This is a genomic window from Burkholderia aenigmatica (assembly GCF_048627025.1).
Lineage (GTDB): Bacteria > Pseudomonadota > Gammaproteobacteria > Burkholderiales > Burkholderiaceae > Burkholderia > Burkholderia aenigmatica.
Map to the genome: position 1 here is coordinate 2,089,401 of NZ_CP184468.1, position 24,965 is coordinate 2,114,365.

Consider the following 24,965-nt stretch of genomic DNA (forward strand, 5'->3'; position numbering starts at 1 on the left):
ATTAGTTCGTGGCCTCAGCGCGGCCGTAATTGCGTGCGACGTAGTCGCTGACGATCTGCTGGAATTCCTCGGCGATCCGCTCGCCGCGCAGCGTCTTGACCTTCTCGCCGTCGATGAAGACGGGTGCGGCCGGGTTTTCGCCCGAACCCGGCAGGCTGATGCCGATGTTCGCGTGTTTCGATTCGCCCGGGCCGTTGACGATGCAGCCCATCACCGCGACGTTCATTTTCTCGACGCCCGGATATTCCTTGCGCCAGACCGGCATCTGCTCGCGCAGGTAGGTCTGGATCTGCATCGCGAGTTCCTGGAACAACGTGCTCGTCGTGCGGCCGCAGCCCGGGCACGCGATCACCATCGGCGCGAACGAGCGCAGGCCCATCGTCTGCAGGATTTCCTGGCCGACGATCACCTCGCCCGTGCGCGGCGCGCCCGGCTCCGGCGTCAGCGAGATGCGGATCGTGTCGCCGATCCCTTCCTGCAGCAGCACGCCGAGCGCAGCCGTCGACGCGACGATGCCCTTCGAGCCCATGCCCGCCTCGGTCAGCCCGAGGTGCAGCGCGAAGCCGCAGCGGCGGCCGAGCTCGCGGTACACGGCGATCAGGTCCTGCACGCCGCTGACCTTGCACGACAGCACGATGCGGTCGCGGCCGAGGCCCAGTTCGACCGCACGCTCGGCCGAGCCGATCGCCGACTGGATCAGCGCCTCGTACATCACGCTCTGCGCATCCCACGGCTGCGCACGCGCGCCGTTCTCGTCCATCATGCGCGCGAGCAGGTCCTGGTCGAGGCTGCCCCAGTTCACGCCGATCCGCACCGCCTTGTCGTACTTGGCGGCCGCTTCGATCATCAGCGCGAACTGCGTGTCGCGCTTCGCGCCCTGGCCGACGTTGCCCGGGTTGATCCGGTACTTCGACAGCGACTCCGCGCAGCCCGGGTAGTCGCGCAGCAGCAGGTGGCCGTTGTAGTGGAAATCGCCGACGAGCGGCACCGTCACGCCCATCCGGTCGAGCTGCTCGCGGATCGCCGGCACGGCGGCCGCGGCCTCGGGCGTATTGACCGTGATGCGCACCAGTTCGGAGCCCGCATTCGCGAGATCCTTGATCTGGATTGCCGTGCCGATCGCGTCGGCCGTGTCGGTATTCGTCATCGACTGCACGCGCACCGGCGCGTCGCCGCCGATCGTCACGAGCTGCCCGCCCCAACGGACATCCACCGCATGCGATACGCGGCGCGGCTGATGCCCGCCGAACACCGGCTCGGTTGAACAAATCTGACTGCTGCGTGGGGATTGAGCTTCGGATTGCATCGATAGATCCATTTACGCGGAATGCGCCGCGGCGCGGCGCATGAATTGAAAAAGCGCCGTGCCCTCACGGCCTGCCGATATCGACGACAGGCCTTCGCCACGGCGCTTGACGTCAGGGCAACGTGAACCGCGCCACATTACCCCGCGCTGCCGAATATTTTGCCGGATCGACAGGTTTTCCGTCGAACGCAACCGTATCGAGGCCTGCCTTATTGCCGATCGTGACCTTGAACGGCCCGTCGCCAGCGACCTGCTTCGCCTCGCCGCCGTGCACCAGCCCGGAGAACAGCTCCTTGCCGCTCTTGTCACGCACGCTGAACCAGCTGTCCTGCTTGACCTTCAACTCGATCATCGACTGGCCGGCCGCCACCACGACACTCGCCGGCTGGGCCGGCGCAGCGGCGCTGGCCGCCGTCGTTGCCACGACGGGCTGCGACGCAGCCGCCGTCACGACCGGCGCCACGGGTGCAGGTGCCGGAGCAGCCGACGCCACGACCGGCGCCGGGGCGGCAGAAGCAGCAGCCGGGGCCGGAACCTCATTCGCGACCACGGCAGACGCACCACTCGATGCCGCCTCTTCGACTGACGACGAGGATCCAGCCGGCACGCTCGCGGCCGACGCATGCTCCGCGTCGCCGCTCTTGAAGCGCGCGAGCAGGCTCGCCGAATCGCCGCCAGTGTGCCACATCAGTACCGCAACCACCGCGACGACGACGATCGCCGTGCCCCACAGCCACGGGTGATGCCGCGACGACCCGCCCAGCGGAATCGACACGCGGCCGCGCGGCAGATCCGTCCCCGACGACGCGGGCATCGACAGGTCGACTTCCGGCACCCCGCGCTCACGGCGCAACGCCTGCGCGAACGGTTCCGGATCGACGCCGAGCATCTTCGCGTAGCTGCGCACGACGCCGAGCGCAAACGTCACACCGGGCAAATGGCTGATGTCACCGGCCTCGAGCGCCCGAAGCTTCTGCGGTGCGACCTTGAGTCGCGCCGACACGTCGTCGACGGTCCAACCCCTCGCCTCCCGAAGCTGCGCCAGCCGGCTGCCGACCGCCGCAAGCGATTCCAACCCTGCCGGTGCCGGCTTCGCGCCATTCGTCTCTGCGCCGTTAGACGGCTGCGGCTCACTCATCCTTGTCCTCGCGTCGATTCTTCTTCACTGGCGGCCGCCGCCGGCTCCTGCCGGCAGCACCCGCAACTGTCCATACCATGCGCGACGCCGAGGCGCCGCGACCGATCGCTATTCGCGTGTTGTACCGCCCAAAGGTCCTGGCATCCCCGGCCAGGCGTCCATGTCAAACCGACCGAACTTCGATGATTTTTCCTGCCACACCCGTTCGTTCCGCGAGGCGCGTGCGGTCCTTCACTGCGCCGGCCAGCTGGCCGCACGCGGCATCGATGTCGTCGCCGCGCGTCTTGCGCACGGTCGTGACGACACCCGCGTCGAGAAGAACCTGTGCAAAGCGCTTGATCTGCTCCGGCTTCGAGCGGATGAGGCCCGATTCCGGAAACGGATTGAACGGGATCAGATTGAACTTGCACGGCACGTCGCGCGTGACGGCCAGCAGTTCGCGCGCATGCGCTTCGGTGTCGTTGACGCCGTCCAGCATGCAGTATTCGAAAGTAATGAAGTCGCGCGGGGCGACTTTCAGATAACGCTGGCAAGCCGCCATGAGCTCGCGCAGCGGATACTTCTTGTTGAGCGGCACCAGCTCGTCGCGCAGCGCATCGTTCGGCGCGTGCAGCGAAACGGCCAGCGCGACCGGCAACTCGGCGCCGAGACGATCCATCATCGGCACCACGCCGGACGTCGACAGCGTGACGCGGCGGCGCGACAGGCCGTACGCGTTGTCGTCGAGCATCAGCCGCATCGCCGGCACGACCGCGCTGTAATTCAGCAGCGGCTCGCCCATGCCCATCATCACCACGTTGGTGACGACCCGTTCGGCCTTGCCGTTCGGGCCGGGCGCGCGGCCCAGCGACGCTCGCAACGCAAATTCGGCCATCCGTAGCTGGCCGATGATTTCGGCTGTCGACAGGTTGCGGGAAAAGCCCTGCTTGCCCGTCGAACAGAAGCGGCAGTTGACCGCACACCCGGCCTGCGACGACACGCACAGCGTGCCGCGCGTCTCTTCCGGGATGAACACGGTTTCGACCGCATTGCCGTTTCCGACGTCGATCAGCCACTTGCGTGTGCCGTCGGCGGAAACGTGATCGCTGGCGATCTCGGGCATGCCGATCGACGCGCGGCCCTTGAGTTTTTCTCTCAAGGACTTCGCGAGATCGGTCATGCCGTCGAAATCGCCAGCGTTGTACTGATGGATCCAGCGCTGCAACTGCTTGGCGCGGAACGGCTTCTCGCCGAGGCTGCCGCAGTACGCGACAAGACCCTCGGCATCGAAGTCGAGAAGATTGACGGAAGTTTCGCTCGTCATGATGTGCTGCCTTGCCGCGTGCGCTGAATCCTGCCTACTTGCTGCCAGCCAGGGCTTAGCGCGAGTAAACGTTCATTTCCGGGAAGAAGAACGCGACTTCGACCGCTGCCGTTTCAGCAGCGTCCGAGCCGTGAACGGCGTTCGCGTCGATGCTGTCGGCGAAGTCGGCGCGGATCGTGCCCTTTTCTGCCTTCTTCGGATCCGTCGCGCCCATCAGGTCGCGGTTCTTCAGGATCGCGCCTTCACCTTCCAGAACCTGGATCATCACCGGGCCCGAGATCATGAAATCGACGAGGTCCTTGAAGAACGGACGCGCTGCGTGAACCGCGTAGAACTTCTCTGCGTCAGCACGCGACAGGTGTGCCATGCGCGATGCGACGATCTTCAGGCCGGCGCCTTCGAAACGGCTGTAGATCTGGCCGATCACGTTCTTTGCCACCGCATCCGGCTTGATGATCGACAGGGTGCGCTCGATTGCCATAAAAACTCCAAAAAATTAAGAAGTTACAGGTTCAAATGAATCCGCTATTGTAGCACGATCCCGTGTATCATTGCGATTGAACCCTTACACGCATGAAAGGTTCAGAATCCATATGTTTTGTGCCGCCCGGCCATTGAAACCTCCCGGCACGGAACGTATCTTAGCCATAGCTGCTCCGGTTTGCTGCGCCGCACACCGCGCGCGCCGAACCGGCCCCGGACGCCCATGCGTTCAATGTTAGGAGAAACCATGAACGACTATCCGTACAATTTCGGCCGCGGCGGTTCCGTCAGCACCGCCGAGGTTCGCAACCGCGTGCTGCGGAACACGTACTGGCTGCTCGCGCTGTCGATGGTGCCGACCGTGCTGGGCGCCTGGGTCGGCGTCGCGACGGGCTTCTCGCTGTTCGCGGCCACGAGCCCGATGATGAGCCTGCTCGCGTTCTTCGCGATCGCGTTCGGCTTCATGTTCGCGATCGAGCGGACGAAAAACAGCGCGGCCGGCGTGTTCGTGCTGCTCGGCTTCACGTTCTTCATGGGCCTGATGCTGTCGCGGCTGCTGAGCTTCATCCTCGGCTTCTCGAACGGCCCGTCGCTGATCATGCTCGCGTTCGGCGGCACCGGCATCATCTTCGCCGCGATGGCGACGATCGCCACCGTCAGCAAGCGCGACTTCTCGGGGCTCGGCAAGTGGCTGTTCATGGGCGTGATCGTGATCCTGCTCGCCTCGGTCGCGAACATCTTCCTGCAACTCCCGGCGCTGATGCTCACCGTGTCGGTACTCGCGATCGCGATCTTCTCCGCGTACATGCTGTTCGACGTCCAGCGCGTCGTGAACGGCGGCGAGACGAACTACATCTCGGCCACGCTCGCGATCTACCTCGACCTGTACAACGTGTTCACGAACCTGCTCGCGCTGCTCGGCATCTTCGGCGGCAACCGCAACTGACGTTCGCCACGCAACATGAAAAAACCGGCCCGCGGGCCGGTTTTTTTTCGTCCGCCGCCCGGCGTTCAGTCGCGCTCGAACAGCGCGATCGATTCGACGTGCGACGTATTCGGGAACATGTTCACGACACCGGCGCCCTTCAGGCGGTAGCCGGCCTCGTGCACGAGCAGGCCCGCGTCGCGCGCCAGCGTCGACGGGTTGCACGACACATAGACGATCCGCTTCGGCAGCGGGCCCTCACCGCTCTGCGCGATCTCGGCCAGCGCCTTCGACACCGCGAGCGCGCCTTCGCGCGGCGGGTCGATCAGGAACTTGTCGAATGCGCCGAGCGCACGCATGTCGTCGCCCGTCACTTCGAACAGGTTCCGGCACGCGAACGTCGTGTGGCCGTCGACACCGTTCTCGCGCGCATTCGCCAGCGCACGCGTCGTCAGCGTGTCGCTGCCCTCGATGCCCATCACTTCGCGCGACAGCCGCGCGAGCGGCAGCGTGAAGTTGCCGATCCCACAGAACAGGTCGAGCACGCGGTCGTCGCGCGACGGCGCGAGCAGGCGCAGCGCGCGGCCCACCAGCACGCGGTTGATCTGATGGTTGACCTGCGTGAAATCGGTCGGCTTGAACGGCATGCGGATACCGAATTCCGGCAGCGTGTAGTCGAGCGACACGTCGAGCGGATAGAACGGCGCCACCGTATCGGGGCCCTTCGGCTGCAGCCAGAACTGCACCTTGTGCTCGTCCGCGAACGCGCGCAGCAGCGCCTCGTCGTCCGCGTTGATCGGCTCCAGCACGCGCAGCACGAGCGCCGTGACTTCCGAGCCGACCGCGAGCTCGATCTGCGGCATCCGATCGCGGATCGACAGCCCTTCGACGAGCCGGCGCAGTGGCACGAGCATCGCCGACACATGCGGCGGCAGCACTTCGCAGCTCGTCATGTCGGCAACGTAGCTGCTCTTCTTCTCGTGGAATCCGACCAGCACGCCGCCCTTCTTCGCGACGTTGCGTACGGTCAGGCGTGCACGGTAGCGATAGCCCCACGACGGGCCGTGGATCGGTGCGAACATCGTTTCCGCGCGCAGCTTTGCCAGGTGCCACAGGTTGTCTTCGAGCACGCGCTGCTTGACCGCCACCTGCGCGCGCATGTCGAGATGCTGCATCGAACAGCCGCCACAGGTGCCGAAGAACGTGCACTTCGGCTGCGTGCGCATCACGCTCGGGCGCAGAATGTCGACAACCGTCGCCTGCTCGTAGCTCGGCTTGCGGCGGAAGCTCGAATAGGTCACGCGCTCGCCCGGCAGCGCCCCCTCGACGAAGATGACCTTGCCCGGCTCGCCGTCCTCGGTGATCGTGCGGCCGACACCGCGCGCTTCCATGTCGAGCGATTCGATCTCGAGAACCGGGGCGGGCCCGGGCGCGACGGGCGCATTTCTTGATTTGCGCGCAGAAGTGGGGACGGCTTCGGACACCAGCTTTTCCTGACAAACGTTGAAGAAGGCGAGATTGTAGACGACGAAGGCCCGCATCGCCCGCTTTGCATGAGGCAAGCGTCGATACTTAAGCATAGGCGCCCCGGCATTGCGCGGGAGCGGCCACACAGGCGGCCCGGGAGCACCCTTGGCCAGGGCGACCGCGGAGCCGGTCAGGACCCGCCCTCGCCCGCAATCCGCCCGACAGGAGATTCGACCATGCGACTGATCGACTGGAACATCCAATGGGGTCGGGACGCGGACGGCGCCGTCGATCTTTCGCGGACCGTCGCGGCAATCCGCGGGCTCGGCGACTTCGACGTGCTATGCCTGCAGGAAGTCACGCGCGGCTTCGGCGCACTGCCCGGCCGGCCCGGCAACGACCAGTTCGCCGAACTCGCGGCGTTGCTGCCCGGCCATACGATCGTCGAAGCGATCGGCGCCGACCTGCCGCCCATCGAAGCCGGTGCACCGCGCCGCCAGTTCGGCAACGCGATCGCGACCCGGCTCCCGGTCGGGCGCGTGCTCCGCCAGTTGCTGCCGTGGCCGGCCGACGCCGACGCGCCGTCGATGCCGCGCGTCGCGCTCGACGTCGAGCTGCAGGCACCCTTCGGGCCGCTGCGGGTGGTCACCACGCATCTGGAATATTATTCGGCGCGCCAGCGGCTCGCTCAGGTCGACGCACTGCGCGGCCGGCATCGCGAGGCCTGCGCGCACGCGGCACGACCGGCGCCCGCCGAAACCGCCGAGGGACCATTCAGCGCGACCGGCCAGCCGTGCGATGCGATCGTCTGCGGCGATTTCAACAGCGCATTCGGCAGCGAAGCCTATTGCCGCTTCCTGGAGCCGATCGCAGACGCGCCGCGTTTCGTCGACGCATGGGTCGCTCGGCACCCCGGCCGCACGCCACCGCCGACGGCGGGCGTCTACGATACGGTGCAATGGTCGGAGGGGCCGCTCGCGTGCGACTTCGTGTTCGTGACCGATACGCTACTGCCGCGCATCACGCGCTGCGAGATCGACGGCGATGTGCGCGCGTCGGATCACCAGCCGGTGCTGCTCGAACTCGATTGATCAAGACGCCGGCCGCGGCGCGCCCCGCCCGCGCTACGCGTCGAAGCCGGCCAGGTATTCGGCCCAGTGCGACGCAGGCTCCTGTGCAAGCGAGTTCTTCACGAGCAGGATTTCATCCGCGTATTCGCTCGGCGTGAGACCGCCGCGCATCAACTGGAACCGGCAATACAGCAGGTAGGTATTGACGACGTCGGTTTCGCAATAATTGCGGATTTCCTCGATCTGCCCGTTCTGGAACGCCGGCCACACCTGGCTGCCGTCCATCCCGAGCTTGCCCGGAAAGCCGCACATCTTCGCGAGCGCGTCGAGCGGCGCGTTTGCACGTGCCTGGTACATCGCGAGCACATCCATCAGGTCGGTATGCCGCGAGTGGTAGCGCGAGATGTAGTTGTTCCACTTGAATTCGCGATCGTCTTCGCCGAGATCCCAGTAGCGGGACGCGGGGATGCCGTGCACGAGCGCGCGGTAATGGAGCACCGGCAGATCGAAGCCGCCGCCGTTCCACGACACGAGTTGCGGCGTGTATTTCTCGATCACGCGGTAGAACGACTGGATCAGCGTCGCCTCGTTGTCCTGCATCGTGCCGAGCGAGCGCACGCGAAAACCGTTGTTGTCGCGGAACACGCACGAGATCGCTGCGATACGCTGCAGGTGGTGCGGCAGGAAATCGCTGCCGGTCTTCTCGCGACGGGCGGCGAACGCATGTTCGGCCACCGCGGCATCGTCGAGCGTCGCAGGCAGGTCTTCCAGACGGCGAATGCCGTCGACATCGGGAATCGTCTCGATGTCAAAAACAAGAATCGGAGTCATCAGTTACAGAACGGCGTCCTTGCGCACGCCGTTGGAGGCAAAAAACCGCTTGAGGCGCACCAGCGCTTCTTGCTGGATCTGGCGCACGCGCTCGCGCGTGAGCCCCATCTCGTCGGCCAGCTCCTCGAGCGTCGCCGGTTCGATGTGGTTCAGGCCGAAGCGGCGCTCGATCACATGGCGATGCTTGTCGGACAGCCGCGACAGCCACGCGCGCGTCAGCGTCTCGAGCTCGCGGTGTTGCACCTCGGCGTCGGGCGACTGGCTCTGGTCGTCGGGCAGCAGGTCGAGCAGGCTGCTCGCAGGATCGAGGTCGAGCGGCGCGTCGAGCGACGCCGTGTGCTCGTTGAGCGCGAGGATATCGGTGACTTCCTCGGCGGTCTTGCCGGTGAGATAGGCGATGTCGTCGATGCTGGCTTCCCGGCGCTCGGCCGCTTCGCCCGTCGACATCGAATTCTTTTCGAGGTGGCGCTTCGCGCGCAACACCTGGTTCAGCTCGCGGATCACGTGCACGGGCAGGCGCACCGTGCGGGCCTGGTTCATGATCGCCCGCTCGATGCTCTGCCGGATCCACCACGTCGCGTAGGTCGAAAAACGAAAGCCGCGCGTCGGGTCGAATTTTTCGATCGCGTGCATCAGGCCGAGGTTGCCTTCCTCGATCAGGTCGAGCAGCGGCACGCCACGGTTCAGATACCCCTTCGCGATGCTGACGACGAGGCGCAGGTTGCGCTCGATCATCACTTGCCGCGCCTCGAATTCGCCGGCCTTGGCCAGACGCGAATAGCGCTGCTCCTCCTCGACGGTGAGCAGCGGCTTCACGCTGATGCGGTTCAGGTAATGCTGGATCGTGTCGGCCGTGAGCTCGGCCTGCAGCATCGTGCGGAAATCGTCGACGTCGGGCGCCGCCTCCGGGCGGCCTTCGCGCTCATCGTCGCCACCGTCCGCGTCGGCGTCGCGTGCCTCGAGGTCACGCTCGTTGTCCGCGACGTCGTCTTCGTCGTCCGTCGAAGCACCAGCTCGCCCCACCGACGCTTGCGTGGCACGACTGATCTTCTCAGACTCGGCTTGCGGCTCGTGGCGCTTCGATTTCGGCATGGTCGTCTCGGTTATTGAGGCGGCAAATACTTCAGCGGATCGACAGGTTTACCCTGCCGGCGAACCTCGAAATGCAGCATCACGCGGTCGGAATCGCTATTCCCCATCTCGGCGATCTTCTGCCCCTTCGTTACCGCGTCCCCCTCTTTTACCATCAAAGCGCGATTGTGTGCATACGCCGTGAGGTAAGTTGCATCGTGCTTGATGATAATGAGGTTGCCGTAGCCGCGCAGGCCATTGCCGGAGTAGACGACGCGGCCGTCGGCCGCCGCCTTCACGGTCTCGCCGGCCGTACCGCCGATATTGACGCCCTTGTTCTTCGCGTCGTCGAAACCGTTCAGCACGGGACCGCGCGCGGGCCACGCGAACGTCACGGGGCCGCTCGGCGCGGCGGCCGTATCGCTCGATGCGGCTGCCGCGGCAGGCGGCGGCGCAACCGAGGACGACGTGCCGGCGGACGGCGTTGCCGGGCCGCTGCTGAGCGGCGCGGTCGCAACGGCTGCGCCCGCGATCGGCGCGGCGACCTGCGTGCCCGCAACGGCGGCACCGGCCTGCGGCGAAACGCGCAGCAGCTGGTCGACTTCAATCTGATTCGGGTTCGCCAGGTTGTTCCATGCGGCGATGTCGCGATAGTTCTGCCCGTTTTCGAGTGCGATCCGGTACAGCGTGTCGCCCGGCTTCACCCGGTAGTAACCCGGTGGCGCAGGGGGAAGCGGCGCCGCGGGCTGCGCGGTGCCGGTCGTGCCGAGCGAACCGGAGCGATCGACGACGGGCGCGTTGTCGAGCCGCGTCGCACAGGCGGCCAGTAGCGTGGAGAACGCAGCTACGCAGATCGCGCGCTGGGCGAGCGTGAGCGGTTCCCTGGAACGGTTGTTTTGCATCGCGCGCAACATACTCATCGGTTTCAAATTACTCCGGATTTTAAAGGGACAAAGAAAACGCGATCAAGCCGTGACTCTCTCCATTGCGCGTGCGCGACGCGCTCGACGAGCGTGAGCACCTGGTGCTGCCCGCTCTGCGCGCCGACCGGCGCGACGAGCCGCCCGCCGATCGCGAGCTGCTCGAGCAGCGCCTGCGGCACGTCGAGCCCCGCCGCCGCGATCACGATCGCGTCGAACGGGGCCGCGGACGGCAGGCCGACACGCCCGTCGCCGTAGTGCAGACGGATGTTCGGCACGCGCAGCGGCCGCAGGTTCAGCTTCGCGCGCTCGTAGAGCGGCTTGATGCGTTCAATCGAATACACGTCGCGTGCCACGTGGCTCAGCACGGCGGCCTGGTAGCCGCAGCCCGTGCCGATCTCGAGGACGCGCTCGAGTGTGCGGCCGGCCATCGCGAGCTCGATCATGCGCGCGACAACCGACGGCTTTGAAATGGTCTGCTGATGGCCGATCGGCAGCGCCGAATCCTCGTAGGCCTGCGTCGCAAGCCCGGGATCCACGAACAGGTGACGCGGCACTGCCGCCATCGCTTCCAGCACGCGCGCGTCGGTCACGCCGTTCGCGCGCAACCGTTCGACCATCCGTTCGCGCACACGTTCCGACGTGAGCGCGAACGCGCCGGCCGGCGCGACGCTCGGTGCGGCCGGCTTCGGCATCGCAGGCTTCAGCACGGTCGGCTTCGGCGCGGTCGCGGGCTTCGCGGCCGCGGAGCCGGGCAACGCCGTGCGCGCCGCAGCAGGCTTCACCGCAACCGGTTTCAGCGCGGCGGCGGGCTTGTCGGCGGCCTTCGATACCGCGACCGCCGCATGGCGTTCGCCGGCCCGACCTTCCGACTTGCGTGGCGCTCGCTTGAGATCTTCGAGCGCGAGCGGGAACCGCTTCGCGCGCTCGCCGCTCATGAAGCCCGCCCTCCGGCGCGCGCCCATTCGCGCGTCGCGGGAAGCATCTGCGTATGCGTGAGGTCCAGTTGCAGCGGCGTGATCGACACGAAACCGTTTGCGACCGCGTGGAAATCGGTGCCTTCGCTGGCGTCCATCGCGTCGCCCGCCGCGCCGATCCAGTAGATCGGTTCGCCGCGCGGGTCGGTCTGGCGAATCACCGGCTGCGACGGATGACGCTTGCCGAGGCGCGTGACCTTCCAGCCTTTCAGTTCGTCGTAAGGCAGGTTCGGAATGTTCACGTTCAGCAGCGGCTGGCCCGGCAGCGGATGCGCAAGGTAGTGCGCGACGATTTCCGCGGCGACGCGCGCGGCGTCCGCCAGATGAGCCCAGCCCTTGTCGGCCAGCGAGAACGCAATGGCCGGCACGCCGAACATGATGCCTTCGGTGGCGGCCGCAACTGTCCCCGAATAGAGCGTGTCTTCGCCCATGTTCTGGCCGTTGTTGATCCCGGAAACGACGAGATCCGGCCGGGCGTCGGCCATCCCGGTCAACGCGACGTGCACCGAATCGGTCGGCGTGCCGTTCACGTAGAAGAAACCCGTACTCGCCGCGCGCTGCACCGACAGCGGCCGCGACAGCGTGAGGGAATTCGACGCGCCGCTGCAGTTCTGCTCGGGCGCGATCACCGTGAGTTCGGCCAGCGGCTGCAGCGCGTCGCTGAGCGCGGCGAGACCGGGGGCGAGATAGCCGTCGTCGTTGCTGAGTAGGATTCGCATCCGGCGATTGTAACCGAGGAAAGATGGCGCGAGAGCGACAGTCCGGCGGCTGCGGATGGACCGTTGCGGGCGCCCGCGCACGCTGTGCCGCCGCGTTGCGCGGCGGCGTTCCGCGCGCTCAGGAAAGCGTCGAACCGCCCCGGGTGTTCCGCCGCCAACGGCGCCCCCTTGGGGAATACCCCCTTCGGGGAGCCCGGCGTGAAGCGACAGGCCCGAGGATGCTCAAATTGCACCCGCGTCGCGCAGTGCGGCGATCGCTTGCGCATCGTAGCCGAGGCCCCGCAGCACCTCGTCCGTGTGCTCGCCGAGTTCCGGCCCGAGCCAGCGCGTTTCGCCCGGCGTGTCCGACAGCTTCGGCGTGATGTTCGGCAGCGGAATGTCGGTGCCGTCGGCCAGCTTGAAGCGCTGGATCATCTGCCGCGCGACGAACTGCGGATCGGTGAACATGTCGGCGGCGCTGTAGATGCGCCCGGCCGGCACATCGGCCGCGTTGAGCACGACGAGCGCTTCGTCGATCGTGCGCGGCGCGAGCCACGCGGCAATCGCGTCGTCGATCTCCTGCGTGCGCGGCACGCGTCCGTCGTTTTGCGCGAGCGCGGGATCGTCGGCGAGGTCGTCGCGCTCGATCGCCTTCATCAGCCGCTTGAAGATCGGATCGCTGTTGCCGCCGATCACGATGCTACCGTCGCGGCACGCATAGGTATTCGACGGCACGATGCCCGGCAGCGACGCGCCGGTGCGCTCGCGCACCATCCCGTACACGCCGTATTCGGGCACCACGCTTTCCATCATGTTGAAGACGGCTTCATACAGTGCAACGTCGACCACCTGCCCCGCACCGCCGTTGACCTTGCGGTGATGCAATGCCATCAGCGCGCCGATCACGCCGTGCAGCGCGGCGATCGAGTCGCCGATCGAAATGCCGATGCGCGGCGGCGGCAGGTCGGGATACCCGGTGATGTGACGCAGCCCGCCCATCGATTCGGCGATCGCGCCGAAGCCGGGCCGGTCGCGGTACGGGCCCGTCTGCCCGTAGCCGGACAGGCGCACCATCACGAGACCCGGGTTGTCGGCCGACAGCACGTCGTAGCCGAGCCCGAGCTTTTCGAGCAGGCCCGGGCGGAAGTTCTCGATCACGATGTCGGCCTCGCGCGCGAGCTGCCGCGCGATCGCCTTGCCGGCATCGGCCTTCAGGTTGAGCGTGACCGATTTCTTGTTGCGCGCCTGGACGGACCACCACAGCGACGTGCCGCCCTGCTCCGGGTGCAGCTTGCGCCACTTGCGCAGCGGGTCGCCGCCGTTCGGATCCTCGATCTTGATCACTTCCGCGCCGAATTCGGCAAACAGCCGCGACGCGAACGGTCCCGCGATCAGCGTCCCGAATTCGAGCACTTTGACGCCCGCGAGCGGGCCCTGGCTGGTGCTCATGTGTCTCCCTGGCATGAGGAACGGCGCCGCCGGCCGGCGGCGCCCGGCTTACATCGTGCGACGGTCGAGCATCGCGCGGGCGATGGTGCCCGCGTCGACATATTCGAGCTCGCCGCCCACCGGCACACCGCGCGCGAGGCGCGTGACCGCGAGCCCGCGCGCCTTCAGCGTCTGGCCGAGGTAGTGCGCGGTGGCTTCGCCCTCGTTCGTGAAGTTGGTCGCGAGCACGACTTCCTTGACGACGCCATCGGACGCGCGCCGCACGAGACGGTCGAAATGGATTTCCTTCGGGCCGATCCCGTCGAGCGGGCTCAGCCGGCCCATCAGCACGAAATACAGCCCGCGGTAAGTCATCGTCTGCTCGAGCATGATCTGGTCGGCAGGCGTCTCGACGACGCACAGCAGCGTCGGATCACGCTCTTCGTCGCTGCAGACCTCGCAGATCTGCGCTTCGGTGAACGTGTTGCACTTCTCGCAGTGCTGCAGGTGCTCGGTTGCGAACAGCAGCGACCGGCCGAGCCGCTCCGCGCCCTCCCGATCGTGCTGCATCAGGTGGACCGCCATGCGCTGGGCGGATTTCGGCCCGACGCCGGGCAGCACGCGCAACGCTTCGACGAGAGCGGACAGGGCGGACGGCTGTTTCATACGGCAGCAAAAAGTGGCACGGACGCTGCGCTCAGAACGGCAGCTTGAAGCCCGGGGGCAGCGGCAGGCCCGACGTCATGCCGCTCATCTTTTCCTGCGACGTCGCTTCGGCCTTGCGCACGGCGTCGTTGACCGCAGCCGCGACGAGATCCTCGAGCATGTCCTTGTCGTCCGCGAGCAGGCTCGGGTCGATCGACACGCGACGCACTTCGTTGCGGCACGTCATCGTCACCTTGACGAGGCCGGCGCCCGACTGCCCTTCGACTTCGATCAGCGCAAGCTGCTCCTGCATCTTCTTCATGTTTTCCTGCATTTGCTGCGCTTGCTTCATCAGTCCGGCGAGGTTGCCTTTCAACATGGGAATACTCCTTCTTGATCGTGTGAAAACCGGCACGCGGCGCGTGCCGGCCAATGTGTGGGCGTGATTGTGCCTGTCGCGGGGCGGTCAGTTCAATGCAGCGTCGGCGGCGGGCCGTCCGGCGCCGCGTCGGCGAGCGGGCGCACCGAACCCTCGACGATGCGCGCACCGAATTCGCGCACGAGTTGCTGGACGAACGGATCGCCGTGAATCTCCTGCTCGGCCTCGCGCTGGCGCGCCGCGCGCGCGGCCGCATCGAGTGCCGCCGCCGTGCGCCGTGCGGGCCCGACTTCGACGGCCACCTCGACCGGCTTGCCGAGCGCATCGGCCAGCGCGGCCTTCAGCTTCGCCACCTGCGCGGCGTCCGCATATTGCGGCACCGGCACGGAAAGTTTCAACGTCGTCGCATCGACGGCCGTCAGTTCGCTGTTGAATGCGAGCTGGTACGCGACGCCCTTGAGCGGCAGCCGCGCGGCCAGCGCCGGCCATTCGCCGTCGAAGCCAACCGGATCGAGTGCGATCGCGGGCGGCAACGGGCGCGTGTCGGCCGGTGCGGACGGACGGGTGTCCGCCGGCTGCGGCATCACGCGCACATCGTCGGGGCCGCTGTCGAACACCGGCACGAAGCCATCGTCGGGCGGGCCGCCGAACATCTCGTCGGCGCTGAGCGGTACGTAGTCGTCCGGCGGAATGTCTTCCCACGGCGGCGAGGCCTGGCGCGATTCGGCCGCCTGCGGCGCACGGGCCGCAGCGCGCGGCGTCGGCACCTGTACGGCGGCGGGACGCGGCGCGGCCGGCTTCTCGGCAGCCGGCTGGGCTGCCGGTTTCGCGGCGGCGCCTGCGCGCCCGCGGTCGGACGACACGCGCATCCCCGCATTGCGCAGCACGTCGAGCGCGGCGGCGGCACCGCCGGAACGCGCTGCCGGACGCGCGGCGGGCTCGGGCGGCGCAGCGCGCGGCACCGGTTCGGCCGGCACGGCCGGTTCGTCGCTTCGCTGCGCAACGGCAGCAGGCGGCTCGGGTTCCTTGCGGACGGGTGCCGGATTGTCACCGGCCGGCTCTGCTTGCGGTGCTGCGGCCGCCTGCGGCTGGGGCGTCTCGATGACGGGCGCGTCAACCGGGGCCGGCGCAGATGCCTGCACGGCAGCCGGCTTCACGGGCGGCTTGCCTGCTTCGTCGCCGGACTGCACCGGCGCTGCACGCACAACCGGCGCCGCGGGCGCAGCCGGTGCAGCAGCTTGCGGCCGCGATGCTTCGACAGGTGCGGCCGATACCGGCTTCGCCGCAGCGGCCGATGCCGCCACCACGCGCGGACCCGGCACCGCACGCGGCACCGCCGGCTGGCCACCCGGCGCACTGCCGGCGGCAACCGCCGGCTCGAACGCGAGCATCCGCAGCAGCGTCATCGTGAAACCGGCGTATTCGTCCGGCGCCAGGCCGAGCTCGGCGCGACCGACCGTCGCGATCTGATAGAACAATTGGACCTGCTCGGGGCTCAGCGTCTCGGCGAAGCGGCGCAGGTCGCTCGCTTCGGGCCATTCGTCGAGCACCGAACCCGGCGCGAACTGTGCCCACGCAATCCGGTGCAGCAGGCTCGCGAGATCCTGAAGCGCGGTCGAGAACGACAGGCTGCGCAGCGACATCTCGTCGGCAATCGCGAGGATTTCCGGGCCGCTGGCCGCGGCAAGCGCGTCGAGCAAGCGCACCATGTAAGTCTGGTCGAGCGCGCCGAGCATGCCCGACACGGCCGACTCGGTCACCTCGTTCGCCGAATAGGCGATCGCCTGGTCGGTGAGCGACAGCGCGTCGCGCATGCTGCCCTGCGCGGCACGCGCGAGCAGGCGCAATGCTTGCGGCTCGAACGTGATCTGCTCTTCGCCGAGAATCCGTTCGAGATGCGACACGATGTGCCCGGCCGGCATCTGCTTCAGGTTGAACTGCAGGCAGCGCGACAGCACGGTGACGGGAATTTTCTGCGGATCGGTCGTCGCGAGGATGAACTTGACGTGCGGCGGCGGCTCCTCGAGCGTCTTCAACATCGCGTTGAACGCGTGATTCGTCAGCATGTGCACTTCGTCGATCATGTAGACCTTGAAGCGCGCATCGACGGGCGCGTACACCGCGCGCTCGAGCAGCGCGGCCATTTCATCGACGCCGCGGTTGCTCGCAGCATCCATCTCGACGTAATCGACGAAACGCCCTTCGTCGATCTCGCGACAGGCGCGGCACACGCCGCACGGCTGCGACGTGACGCCGGTTTCACAGTTGAGTGCCTTGGCGAAGATCCGCGACAGCGTCGTCTTGCCGACACCGCGGGTTCCGGTAAACAGATAGGCGTGATGGAGACGCCCGCCGTCGAGCGCGTGCGTAAGCGCCCTGACAACGTGCTCCTGGCCGACGAGCGAAGCGAAATCCTTCGGACGCCACTTGCGTGCGAGAACTTGATAGGTCATCGGGAAATTGTATCAGTAACGCTGCGTCGCGCCGACACGCGAAACGGTGCGGAAGACAGGCAATGCGCAGGCAAAAACGGAGTGTGATGCAGAAATAAAAAACGCCCGGCGAACGGGGCGAGAAGGAAGGTGACGAGCCCAACCCTCGGCACTGGCGGAAAACGATTGTGGCTGCTTCGTTCCCGACCTGACCAGGTTCACCGCCCCACCATGCGAGGAGGCCCGTCACGGCATATTCTATCACCGCTTCCGAACGAATGCGACCGTTTGTTCGCACCAATGCGAATTTGACCAGACAAACCGTCGTGCGCCGGGCTGCACGATGGCCGCCCGAATCGAATCGCCTGCGCACCCACCTCTTGTAATTTGCGGGCCGGCCTCCATCTGCTGGACACAACGGTCGAACGTCGCGTCGTACCCCTACTCGCGTAGCGGCTACTATCGCCGCCCGCAGCAGATAGCAATTTAGGCTAATATGACGCCCGAACGACCCGCGAGCCGCGGCATGCAGCGCTTACACCCCTCCTTTCCGGAGAGCGGAGTGACCTGCCGCAGCGGCCGGCAGCCCACGGCGGCCGGCGCGCCGCAACGCGCAAGCAGGCAGTCCCCGAACCGTAAGAGGTATTGACCCAATGAGCGAACAGATCAAACACATCAGCGACGCATCGTTCGAACAGGACGTCGTCAAGTCCGACAAGCCCGTGCTCGTCGATTTCTGGGCCGAATGGTGCGGCCCGTGCAAGATGATCGCCCCGATCCTCGACGAAGTCGCGAAGGACTACGGCGACAAGCTGCAGATCGCGAAGATCAACGTCGACGACAACCAGGCAACGCCCGCGAAGTTCGGCGTGCGCGGCATCCCGACGCTGATCCTGTTCAAGAACGGCGCAGCCGCTGCGCAGAAGGTCGGCGCGCTGTCGAAGTCGCAGCTCACCGCATTCCTGGACAGCCACCTGTAATACAGGCAGTTCCGCGGACGTGTTGTCAACCGGCAACACGTCCGGCATCAAGCCGCCGATCGCTCGCTCAAGCGCGAATCGGCCTATGCTAGAATTAAAAAACGTCTACAAGACGCATTTAAGTCTCTGAGCGCTTCCGCTCGCCCTCCTCCCTTTATTTCTTTCGTCGTCTCCTCCCTGGCGGGTTCTCCGTATGCATTTATCCGAGCTCAAGTCTCTGCACGTCTCCGAACTGATCGAAATGGCCAATGGCCTGGAGATCGAAAACGCGAACCGCCTGCGCAAGCAGGAGTTGATGTTCGCCATTCTCAAAAAGCGCGCCAAGACGGGTGAGACGATCTTCGGCGACGGTACGCTCGAAGTGCTGCCGGACGGCTTCGGCTTCCTGCGCTCGCCGGAAATGTCGTACCTCGCGAGCACCGACGACATCTACATCAGCCCGTCGCAGATCCGCCGCTTCAACCTGCATACCGGCGACACCATCGAAGGCGAAGTCCGCACGCCGAAGGACGGCGAGCGCTACTTCGCGCTGGTGAAGGTCGACAAAGTCAACGGGCAGCCGCCCGAGGCCTCGAAACACAAGATCATGTTCGAGAACCTCACGCCGCTGCACCCGAACAAGCCGCTGTCGCTCGAACGCGAAATGCGCGGCGAGGAAAACGTCACGGGCCGCATCATCGACATGATCGCGCCGATCGGCAAAGGCCAGCGCGGCCTGCTCGTCGCGTCGCCGAAGTCCGGCAAGACCGTGATGCTCCAGCACATCGCACACGCGATCAAGCAGAACCACCCGGACGTGATCCTGTTCGTGCTGCTGATCGACGAACGCCCTGAAGAAGTGACCGAAATGCAGCGCTCGGTCGCCGGCGAAGTGATCGCATCGACGTTCGACGAACCGGCCACGCGCCACGTCCAGGTTGCCGAAATGGTGATCGAGAAGGCCAAGCGCCTCGTCGAAATGAAGCACGACGTCGTGATTCTGCTCGACTCGATCACGCGTCTCGCACGCGCGTACAACACCGTGATCCCGGCATCGGGCAAGGTGCTGACGGGTGGTGTCGACGCGAACGCACTGCAGCGTCCGAAGCGCTTCTTCGGCGCGGCGCGCAACATCGAGGAAGGCGGTTCGCTGACGATCATCGGCACCGCGCTGATCGAAACCGGCAGCCGCATGGACGACGTGATCTACGAAGAGTTCAAGGGCACCGGCAACATGGAAGTGCACCTCGAGCGCCGTCTCGCGGAAAAGCGCGTGTATCCGTCGATCAACCTGAACAAGTCGGGCACGCGTCGCGAAGAAATGCTGATCAAGCCCGAGATCCTTCAAAAGATCTGGGTGCTGCGCAAGTTCATCCACGACATGGACGAAGTCGAAGCAATGGAATTCCTGCTCGACAAGATCCGCCAGACGAAGAGCAACTCCGAGTTCTTCGACCTGATGCGCCGCGGCGGCTGATCCCCCCGCCCCGCACCAAAAGAACGGCCGCCCGCGCATTCTGCCCGGCGGCCGTTTTTCGGTGCCAACCTGAACGTGAACGTACAGGTTGATCTATAATCGCGTCATCGTCCCAACCCACGCCGCGCCTCCCGATGTCGAACGACGCCTCCGCCCCGCTGCTGACCGTGAGCGATGCCGCATCGCGGCTCGGCGTCACGCCGCGCACGCTGAAGTATTACGAAGAGCGCGGGCTCGTCACGCCGACGCGCAGCGAAGGCCGCTACCGTCTCTACGACGAAGCCGACCTCGAGCGCTTCGCGCGCATCCTGCGGCTGCGCGCACTCGGCTTCTCGCTGCACGGCATCACCGAGATGCTGAAGCGCCCGCTGGAAGAAACGGGCGACGGCCGGCGCCGCTATTCGGACGCGTCGCTGCGCGACATCCGTACCGGCCTGGCCGAGCAGGTCGACACGCTCGACCGGCGGATCGCGGCCGTCCAGCGCGAACTGAAGGAAGCCGTCGCACTGCGCAAGGAACTGCAGCACGACATCGACTACGTCGAACGGCGTCTTGCCGGCGAAAACGCCGATGCGTTGATCGCACAGCGGCAGGCCGAAGCCGGCACGCGGCGCACGCGCAAGGCTCGCGAATGAATGCGATGCCCGGTCGCCCGCCGCTATGGAGCCGCGCGAACCTGCGCGCGGACCTGTTCCCGTGGGCGCTCGCGCTCGTCACCGGCATCGACTACTTCGACAACGCGATCTTCTCGTTCTTCGCGAGCTACATCGCGGGCGGCATCAATGCGTCGCCCGACGAACTCGTGTGGTCGTCGAGCGCCTACGCGGTCACGGCCGTGCTCGGCATCCTGCAACAGCAATGGTGGGTCGACCGGCTCGGCCATCGCCGCTACGTCGCCGGCTGCATGCTGATGTTCTCGTTCGGCGCGATCGCGGCCGCGCTCGCCGATACGTCGCTCGAACTCGCGTTCGCGCGCGGCTTCCAGGGGTATTTCATCGGCCCGATGATGGGCGCGTGCCGGATCCTGATCCAGATCAGTTTCAAGCCGCAGGAACGGCCGCCCGCGACGCGCGCGTTCCTGATCATGATCCTGCTCGGCAGCGCGCTCGCGCCCATCGTGGGCGGCCTGCTCGTCGCGCATTCGACGTGGCGCGCGCTGTTCGCGTGCTCGGCGCCCGCCGGCATCGCGTTCGCGATCCTCGCGCTGCTCACGCTGCCCGATTCGGGCCGGACACCCGACGACGAACGCGGCTCCGGACACTTCTGGCCGTATGTCGTGTTCGCGCTCGCGCAAGGCGCGCTGCAGATCGTGCTGCAGCAGGTGCATTACCAGCTCTACAGCGGCTCGCCGATGCTGATCCTGCTGACGATCGCGGGAATCGGTGCGCTTGCGTGGTTCGCGTATCACCAGTGGAACCATCCGACGCCGCTCGTGCGGCTGCACGCGTTCCGCGAACGGACGTTCCAGGTCGGGCTGCTGCTGTACATGTTCTATTACTACGAGTCGACGGGCTTCAGCTACCTGACGTCACGGTTTCTCGAAGGCGGGCTCGGCTACCCGGTCGAGAATTCCGGGCGGCTGGTCGGTACGATGTCGCTGATTTCGGCCACCGCGCTGTTCGCGTACCTGCGCTACGCGAAATTCGTCACGCACAAGAAATGGTTCGTCGTGCCGGGGTTCGCGATCGCCGTCACGGCCGCGCTGTGGATGACGCGGATGACGCCGCAGGTCGGTGAAGCCGCGCTGATCGTCCCGCTGTTGCTGCGCGGACTGCTGCTGCTCTTCATCGTGCTGCCGGTGGCCAACCTGACGTTCCGGATCTTCGCGATCGACGAATATACGCACGGCTACCGGCTGAAGAACATCGTGCGGCAACTGACGATCTCGTTCGCGACGTCGTCGGTGATCATCGTCGAGCAGCACCGGCTCGCCTTGCACCAGACACGGCTCGTCGAGCGCGCGAACGTGTTCGACCCGCTGTTCCAGCAGACCGTCGACACGCTCACGCGCAGCTACGCGGCCGCCGGTCACGCACTGAACGAAGCGCACGCGCTCGCGATCGCGTCGATCGCGCGGATGGTCGCGCAACAGGCGTCGTTCCTCGCGTCGCTCGACGGCTTTTACTTCCTGGCGGGCGTGGCACTCGTCGGCGGCCTCTTCGCGGCATGGCAAAAAGAGATCGATTGAGTTAAAAGACAGGCTTTGGATTTCCGCGAGCCGCCTTCATGCTCTCGAAACTGACCCGCTGGCTCGACGACCGCCGCCGCGACCGCGCGCTGCGCAGCCACCCGATCCCCGACGCGCTGTGGCAGGACACCGTCGAGCGCCTGCCGTTCCTCGCGGCGCTGGCGCCCGACGCGCTCGGCCGGCTGCGCGAACTGACGAGCCTGTTCATCGCGAAGAAATCGTTCTCGACCGCGCACGGGCTCGAGCTGACCGACGCGATGATCGTCGCGATCGCCGCGCAGGCCTGCCTGCCGGTGCTCAATCTCGATCTGTCGCTATACGACGGCTGGCGCGACATCGTGCTGTACCCGGGCGGCTTCCTGATCCGCAAGACCGTGCAGGACGAAGACGGCGTCGTGCACGAAGTCGAGGAAGAGGCAGCCGGCGAGGCGTGGGAAGGCGGACAGCTGTTCCTGTCGTGGGAGGATGCCCAGATCACCGACGGCTACAGCGCGTACAACCCGGTGATCCATGAATTCGCGCACATGATCGACATGATCAACGGCGCGGCCGACGGCTATCCGCCCCTATTTCGCCGCTGGCATGCGCCGCACCTCGACGCCCAGGCGTGGGCCGACGTGTTCGAGCACGCGTACGACCAGTTCTGCGCACGCGTCGACGCGGTGCCGGACCGCGCGTGGGCGCGCTTCGAGCGTGACTCGCTGATCGACCCTTACGCGGCCGAGCACCCGTCGGAATTCTTCGCGATCTGCAGCGAAGCGCTGTTCGTACGGCCAAAAGCGTTCGAGTCCGAATTTCCGGAGCTGTACCGGCTGCTCGCGCGCTACTACCGGCAGGATCCGGCCGGCACCGGCGCGCTCGACGCACCATGAAAATTATTCGTCAACCATCTGATTTTCTGGCATAATCGCCGTTTTTCGACCTTAGGCAAGTGGCTCGCGCCGGGCTTGGCGTCGTCTGGTATGCGCAATCTGCGCGTTCCGGCACGGCAAGCGGCGGGTTGGCTACCGCTCTCACCAAGGAAAGACCATGAAAGAAGGCATCCACCCGAACTACCGCGAAGTCGTCTTCCAAGACATGTCGAACGGCTTCAAGTTCATCACGCGCTCGACGATCCAGACGCGCGAAAACATCGAACTCGACGGCAAGACCTACCCGCTCGCCAAGATCGAAGTGTCGTCGGAATCGCACTCGTTCTACACGGGTCAGCAAAAGATCATGGACACGGCAGGCCGTGTCGAGAAGTTCAAGAACAAGTTCGGCGTTCGCGCCAGCGGCAAGGCGAAGTAAGCTTCGCATTGCATCCGGTGGTTGCAACGCACCGGTGTCGCACAAAAGGGCAGCCCAGGCTGCCCTTTTTTGTCTCTGCTCGCCCGGCAGGCGCCAGCCGACGCCCGGCAACGACCTGACGCGCAACAGCGGGCGCGTCTACAATGCCGGATGCTCGAAACCGGCTCGACCGCGCGCATCCGCGCCGGCCACCCGCCCATAACAAATCGCTCATCTGCATGAAGCCTGTCGTCCGTCTCACCGCCTCCGCCACGCGCGCGCTGCCGCGCTGGCTGCTGCTCACGCTCTGCTTCGTCTACGCAGCGTTCGGCCTGTTCGGCCGCGACCCGTGGAAGAACGAGGACGCGGCGGGCTTCGGCGTGATGTGGACGATGGCCAAGGGCGGCTGGCACGACTGGCTGCTGCCGAACCTGGTCGGCAAGTACATCACGACCGACGGGCCGCTCAGCTACTGGCTCGGTGCGCTGTCGATCCGCGGCCTCGGCCCATGGGTCGACGCGAGCAACGCGTCGCGTGTCGATACCGGCGTGCTGTTCTGCGTCGCGTGTGCATTCGTCTGGTACGCGGCCTACCTGCTCGGCCGGCGCGCCGAAGTCCAGCCGTTCAAATACGCATTCGGCGGCGAACCCGAGCCGCGCGACTACGGCCGCACGCTCGCCGACGGCGCGCTGCTGGTGCTCGTCGCCTGCTTCGGCCTCGCGGAGCGCGGCCACGAAACGACGCCGCAGCTGGCGCAATTCGCGTGGATCGCGATGCTCGTCTACGGGATCGTGCGCGGCATCGACAAGCCGATGCAGGGCGCGCTGTGGTGGGGCCTCGCAATCGGCCTCGTCGCGCTGTCCGGCAACCCGGTGCTGGTCGTCGCCCTGCTCGCCGGTACGGCCGTCCTGTGGCTCGTTACGCCCGAGATGCGCAACCTGCGCCTGCCGCTCATCGGCGTGCCGCTCGCGGCCGCGATCTTCGCGCTGTGGCCGCTGGCCGCGTTCGTCGCGGCGCCCGACGACGCCGCATGGTTCTTCAACCAGTGGATCCACGGCAGCCTGATGCGCTTTTCGGGCCCGCCGACCACGGTGCTCGGCTATGCGGCGAAGAACCTGCCGCTGTTCACGTGGCCTGCCTGGCCGCTCGCGATCTGGGCGTGGTGGAGCTGGGCCGGCATGCGCCGCCGGGCGCACATCGCGATTCCGCTGTCGGTCGCCGTGCCGCTCGTCGCACTCGTGATCCTCCAGAGCCAGCAGTCGAACCGCATGTACATGCTGCTGCTGCCGCCGCTCGCAGTGCTCGCGACGTTCGCGCTGCCGACCCTCAAGCGCGGCGCGATCAACGCGATCGACTGGTTCGCGGTGCTGAGCTTCACGATCCTCGGCACCTTCGTGTGGCTCGTGTGGCTCGCGTCGCTCACGGGCTTCCCGCATCCGCTCGCGCGCAACCTCGCGCGCCTCGTGCCCGGCTACGAGCCCCACTTCAAGATCCTGTCGTTCATCTGCGCGGTGATCGCCACCGTGTGCTGGTGCTTCCTCGTGCGCTGGCGCATCTCGCGGCATCCGAAGGTGCTGTGGCGCAGCGTCGTGCTGTCGGGCGCCGGTACCACGCTGATGTGGGTGCTGCTGATGACGTTGTGGCTGCCGATCGTCAACTACGGCCGGACTTATCGCGATGTCGCCCAGCAGATCGCCGTGCACCTGCCGTCCGACTACGAGTGCATCTCGCCCGTGCGGCTCGGTGACGCGCAGATCGCGACCTTCGCGTATTTCGGCAACATGCGCTTCGATTTCTCCGGCGACTGCGACTTGATCCTGCGTCAGGACCATGCGGACTTCGGCGAGCCGAGCTCGATGTCGCAATACGTGTGGCGTCTCGTGTGGGAAGGCCGCCGCGTCGCCGACCGCGACGAGCGCTTCCGCCTGTACGAGCGCATCGAACGGCCGAAGACTCCCGTCAAGCGACGTCCGCCGCGCCGCCAGCCGGCCGATTGACG

23 protein-coding genes and 1 other RNA gene are annotated in these 24,965 nt (G+C 66.4%); 9 read left to right on the forward strand and 15 right to left on the reverse strand.

Annotation, left to right across the window (positions count from 1 at the left end; genetic code table 11):
• Position 1: 1 nt before the first annotated feature.
• From ispG to ndk, 4 genes are all read right to left on the reverse strand, one after another.
• Entirely contained in the window at positions 2-1,306 is a 1,305-nt protein-coding gene (gene ispG / locus ACN8ZM_RS09755) for a flavodoxin-dependent (E)-4-hydroxy-3-methylbut-2-enyl-diphosphate synthase (RefSeq protein ID WP_043188280.1), read from the reverse strand.
• Positions 1,307-1,418: 112 nt separating this feature from the next.
• Positions 1,419-2,444: a helix-turn-helix domain-containing protein gene (locus tag ACN8ZM_RS09760; protein ID WP_420209895.1), complete on the reverse strand. Its 1,026-nt coding sequence runs from the start codon at positions 2,442-2,444 to the stop codon at positions 1,419-1,421.
• A 163-nt stretch (positions 2,445-2,607) separates the two neighbouring features.
• A complete protein-coding gene (gene rlmN / locus ACN8ZM_RS09765) occupies positions 2,608-3,747 on the reverse strand; it encodes a 23S rRNA (adenine(2503)-C(2))-methyltransferase RlmN (protein ID WP_043188276.1) in 1,140 nt (379 codons plus the stop codon).
• A gap of 55 nt (positions 3,748-3,802) precedes the next feature.
• Positions 3,803-4,228, reverse strand: coding sequence for a nucleoside-diphosphate kinase (gene ndk, locus ACN8ZM_RS09770; RefSeq protein ID WP_011352265.1), 426 nt, complete (start codon positions 4,226-4,228; stop codon positions 3,803-3,805).
• Between the two features lie 249 nt (positions 4,229-4,477).
• On the opposite strand from ndk, the gene ACN8ZM_RS09775 reads away from it, so the two are divergent.
• Entirely contained in the window at positions 4,478-5,176 is a 699-nt protein-coding gene (locus ACN8ZM_RS09775; RefSeq protein ID WP_006761414.1) for a Bax inhibitor-1/YccA family protein, read from the forward strand.
• Positions 5,177-5,241: 65 nt separating this feature from the next.
• Here the strand turns inward: ACN8ZM_RS09775 and rlmD are convergent, their stop codons facing one another.
• Positions 5,242-6,639, reverse strand: a complete 1,398-nt coding sequence (gene rlmD, locus ACN8ZM_RS09780) for a 23S rRNA (uracil(1939)-C(5))-methyltransferase RlmD (protein WP_080741774.1) — start codon at positions 6,637-6,639, stop codon at positions 5,242-5,244.
• 219 nt (positions 6,640-6,858) lie between these two features.
• Between rlmD and ACN8ZM_RS09785 the strand changes: the two genes are divergently transcribed.
• Complete coding sequence (locus ACN8ZM_RS09785) at positions 6,859-7,713, forward strand: endonuclease/exonuclease/phosphatase family protein (protein WP_420209896.1); 855 nt, start codon at positions 6,859-6,861, stop codon at positions 7,711-7,713.
• Between the two features lie 33 nt (positions 7,714-7,746).
• Here ACN8ZM_RS09785 and ACN8ZM_RS09790 read toward each other — a convergent pair whose 3' ends face one another.
• From ACN8ZM_RS09790 to ffs, 10 genes are all read right to left on the reverse strand, one after another.
• Positions 7,747-8,523: a 3'-5' exonuclease gene (locus ACN8ZM_RS09790; protein WP_043188263.1), complete on the reverse strand. Its 777-nt coding sequence runs from the start codon at positions 8,521-8,523 to the stop codon at positions 7,747-7,749.
• 3 nt (positions 8,524-8,526) lie between these two features.
• The gene (gene rpoS / locus ACN8ZM_RS09795; RefSeq protein WP_089450612.1) at positions 8,527-9,615 is read right to left on the reverse strand and encodes an RNA polymerase sigma factor RpoS; all 1,089 of its coding nucleotides are present in this window, start codon (positions 9,613-9,615) and stop codon (positions 8,527-8,529) included.
• Between the two features lie 11 nt (positions 9,616-9,626).
• The gene (locus ACN8ZM_RS09800) at positions 9,627-10,514 is read right to left on the reverse strand and encodes a peptidoglycan DD-metalloendopeptidase family protein (RefSeq protein WP_043188256.1); all 888 of its coding nucleotides are present in this window, start codon (positions 10,512-10,514) and stop codon (positions 9,627-9,629) included.
• A 5-nt stretch (positions 10,515-10,519) separates the two neighbouring features.
• On the reverse strand, positions 10,520-11,452 hold the full coding sequence (locus tag ACN8ZM_RS09805; protein WP_043188419.1) for a protein-L-isoaspartate(D-aspartate) O-methyltransferase: 933 nt from the start codon (positions 11,450-11,452) through the stop codon (positions 10,520-10,522).
• Positions 11,449-12,210 carry a 5'/3'-nucleotidase SurE gene (surE, locus tag ACN8ZM_RS09810; protein WP_089450614.1) on the reverse strand — a complete coding sequence of 254 codons (762 nt, stop codon included), beginning with the start codon at positions 12,208-12,210 and terminating at the stop codon, positions 11,449-11,451. The genes ACN8ZM_RS09805 and surE overlap by 4 nt, the downstream gene beginning before the upstream one ends.
• A 222-nt stretch (positions 12,211-12,432) precedes the next feature.
• On the reverse strand, positions 12,433-13,638 hold the full coding sequence (locus tag ACN8ZM_RS09815) for a CaiB/BaiF CoA transferase family protein (RefSeq protein WP_043188252.1): 1,206 nt from the start codon (positions 13,636-13,638) through the stop codon (positions 12,433-12,435).
• Between the two features lie 48 nt (positions 13,639-13,686).
• Positions 13,687-14,283, reverse strand: coding sequence for a recombination mediator RecR (gene recR / locus ACN8ZM_RS09820; protein ID WP_006478665.1), 597 nt, complete (start codon positions 14,281-14,283; stop codon positions 13,687-13,689).
• Positions 14,284-14,314: 31 nt separating this feature from the next.
• A complete protein-coding gene (locus tag ACN8ZM_RS09825) occupies positions 14,315-14,641 on the reverse strand; it encodes a YbaB/EbfC family nucleoid-associated protein (protein WP_043188249.1) in 327 nt (108 codons plus the stop codon).
• 92 nt (positions 14,642-14,733) lie between these two features.
• Positions 14,734-17,094: a DNA polymerase III subunit gamma/tau gene (locus ACN8ZM_RS09830; protein WP_420209897.1), complete on the reverse strand. Its 2,361-nt coding sequence runs from the start codon at positions 17,092-17,094 to the stop codon at positions 14,734-14,736.
• Positions 17,095-17,222: 128 nt separating this feature from the next.
• Positions 17,223-17,321, reverse strand: an RNA gene (gene ffs, locus ACN8ZM_RS09835) — signal recognition particle sRNA small type.
• A 405-nt stretch (positions 17,322-17,726) separates the two neighbouring features.
• Between ffs and trxA the strand changes: the two genes are divergently transcribed.
• The 7 genes from trxA to ACN8ZM_RS09870 all read left to right on the forward strand — a co-directional run bounded on the left by trxA (position 17,727) and on the right by ACN8ZM_RS09870 (position 24,963).
• Positions 17,727-18,053 carry a thioredoxin TrxA gene (trxA, locus tag ACN8ZM_RS09840; RefSeq protein ID WP_006402348.1) on the forward strand — a complete coding sequence of 109 codons (327 nt, stop codon included), beginning with the start codon at positions 17,727-17,729 and terminating at the stop codon, positions 18,051-18,053.
• Positions 18,054-18,246: 193 nt separating this feature from the next.
• Positions 18,247-19,509, forward strand: a complete 1,263-nt coding sequence (rho, locus tag ACN8ZM_RS09845; protein ID WP_006478662.1) for a transcription termination factor Rho — start codon at positions 18,247-18,249, stop codon at positions 19,507-19,509.
• 134 nt (positions 19,510-19,643) lie between these two features.
• Entirely contained in the window at positions 19,644-20,144 is a 501-nt protein-coding gene (locus ACN8ZM_RS09850; RefSeq protein ID WP_043188244.1) for a MerR family transcriptional regulator, read from the forward strand.
• Positions 20,141-21,697: an MFS transporter gene (locus ACN8ZM_RS09855; protein ID WP_420209898.1), complete on the forward strand. Its 1,557-nt coding sequence runs from the start codon at positions 20,141-20,143 to the stop codon at positions 21,695-21,697. Before ACN8ZM_RS09850 ends, ACN8ZM_RS09855 begins: the two co-directional genes overlap by 4 nt.
• A 38-nt stretch (positions 21,698-21,735) precedes the next feature.
• Positions 21,736-22,569 (forward strand): zinc-dependent peptidase, encoded by an 834-nt coding sequence (locus tag ACN8ZM_RS09860; RefSeq protein ID WP_420209899.1) that lies wholly within the window; start codon positions 21,736-21,738, stop codon positions 22,567-22,569.
• A 157-nt stretch (positions 22,570-22,726) separates the two neighbouring features.
• Entirely contained in the window at positions 22,727-22,987 is a 261-nt protein-coding gene (locus ACN8ZM_RS09865) for a type B 50S ribosomal protein L31 (RefSeq protein ID WP_006753671.1), read from the forward strand.
• 143 nt (positions 22,988-23,130) lie between these two features.
• Positions 23,131-24,963 (forward strand): ArnT family glycosyltransferase, encoded by a 1,833-nt coding sequence (locus ACN8ZM_RS09870; protein WP_089450618.1) that lies wholly within the window; start codon positions 23,131-23,133, stop codon positions 24,961-24,963.
• The last annotated feature ends 2 nt before the right edge of the window (positions 24,964-24,965 follow it).

What these genes read in the sequence shown, in the direction of transcription:
- rho (WP_006478662.1), top strand. Translation starts at nt 18,247, where the DNA reads ATGCATTTATCCGAGCTCAAGTCTCTGCACGTCTCCGAACTGATCGAA.
- ACN8ZM_RS09865 (WP_006753671.1), top strand. Translation starts at nt 22,727, where the DNA reads ATGAAAGAAGGCATCCACCCGAACTACCGCGAAGTCGTCTTCCAAGAC.
- trxA (WP_006402348.1), top strand. Translation starts at nt 17,727, where the DNA reads ATGAGCGAACAGATCAAACACATCAGCGACGCATCGTTCGAACAGGAC.
- ACN8ZM_RS09825 (WP_043188249.1), bottom strand. Translation starts at nt 14,641, where the DNA reads ATGTTGAAAGGCAACCTCGCCGGACTGATGAAGCAAGCGCAGCAAATG.
- ispG (WP_043188280.1), bottom strand. Translation starts at nt 1,306, where the DNA reads ATGCAATCCGAAGCTCAATCCCCACGCAGCAGTCAGATTTGTTCAACC.
- ACN8ZM_RS09760 (WP_420209895.1), bottom strand. Translation starts at nt 2,444, where the DNA reads ATGAGTGAGCCGCAGCCGTCTAACGGCGCAGAGACGAATGGCGCGAAG.
- ACN8ZM_RS09800 (WP_043188256.1), bottom strand. Translation starts at nt 10,514, where the DNA reads ATGAGTATGTTGCGCGCGATGCAAAACAACCGTTCCAGGGAACCGCTC.
- ndk (WP_011352265.1), bottom strand. Translation starts at nt 4,228, where the DNA reads ATGGCAATCGAGCGCACCCTGTCGATCATCAAGCCGGATGCGGTGGCA.
- ACN8ZM_RS09815 (WP_043188252.1), bottom strand. Translation starts at nt 13,638, where the DNA reads ATGAGCACCAGCCAGGGCCCGCTCGCGGGCGTCAAAGTGCTCGAATTC.
- ACN8ZM_RS09830 (WP_420209897.1), bottom strand. Translation starts at nt 17,094, where the DNA reads ATGACCTATCAAGTTCTCGCACGCAAGTGGCGTCCGAAGGATTTCGCT.
- ACN8ZM_RS09805 (WP_043188419.1), bottom strand. Translation starts at nt 11,452, where the DNA reads ATGAGCGGCGAGCGCGCGAAGCGGTTCCCGCTCGCGCTCGAAGATCTC.
- rlmN (WP_043188276.1), bottom strand. Translation starts at nt 3,747, where the DNA reads ATGACGAGCGAAACTTCCGTCAATCTTCTCGACTTCGATGCCGAGGGT.
- ACN8ZM_RS09870 (WP_089450618.1), top strand. Translation starts at nt 23,131, where the DNA reads ATGCCGGATGCTCGAAACCGGCTCGACCGCGCGCATCCGCGCCGGCCA.
- ACN8ZM_RS09785 (WP_420209896.1), top strand. Translation starts at nt 6,859, where the DNA reads ATGCGACTGATCGACTGGAACATCCAATGGGGTCGGGACGCGGACGGC.
- ACN8ZM_RS09775 (WP_006761414.1), top strand. Translation starts at nt 4,478, where the DNA reads ATGAACGACTATCCGTACAATTTCGGCCGCGGCGGTTCCGTCAGCACC.
- rpoS (WP_089450612.1), bottom strand. Translation starts at nt 9,615, where the DNA reads ATGCCGAAATCGAAGCGCCACGAGCCGCAAGCCGAGTCTGAGAAGATC.
- ACN8ZM_RS09850 (WP_043188244.1), top strand. Translation starts at nt 19,644, where the DNA reads ATGTCGAACGACGCCTCCGCCCCGCTGCTGACCGTGAGCGATGCCGCA.
- recR (WP_006478665.1), bottom strand. Translation starts at nt 14,283, where the DNA reads ATGAAACAGCCGTCCGCCCTGTCCGCTCTCGTCGAAGCGTTGCGCGTG.
- ACN8ZM_RS09860 (WP_420209899.1), top strand. Translation starts at nt 21,736, where the DNA reads ATGCTCTCGAAACTGACCCGCTGGCTCGACGACCGCCGCCGCGACCGC.
- ACN8ZM_RS09855 (WP_420209898.1), top strand. Translation starts at nt 20,141, where the DNA reads ATGAATGCGATGCCCGGTCGCCCGCCGCTATGGAGCCGCGCGAACCTG.
- ACN8ZM_RS09790 (WP_043188263.1), bottom strand. Translation starts at nt 8,523, where the DNA reads ATGACTCCGATTCTTGTTTTTGACATCGAGACGATTCCCGATGTCGAC.
- surE (WP_089450614.1), bottom strand. Translation starts at nt 12,210, where the DNA reads ATGCGAATCCTACTCAGCAACGACGACGGCTATCTCGCCCCCGGTCTC.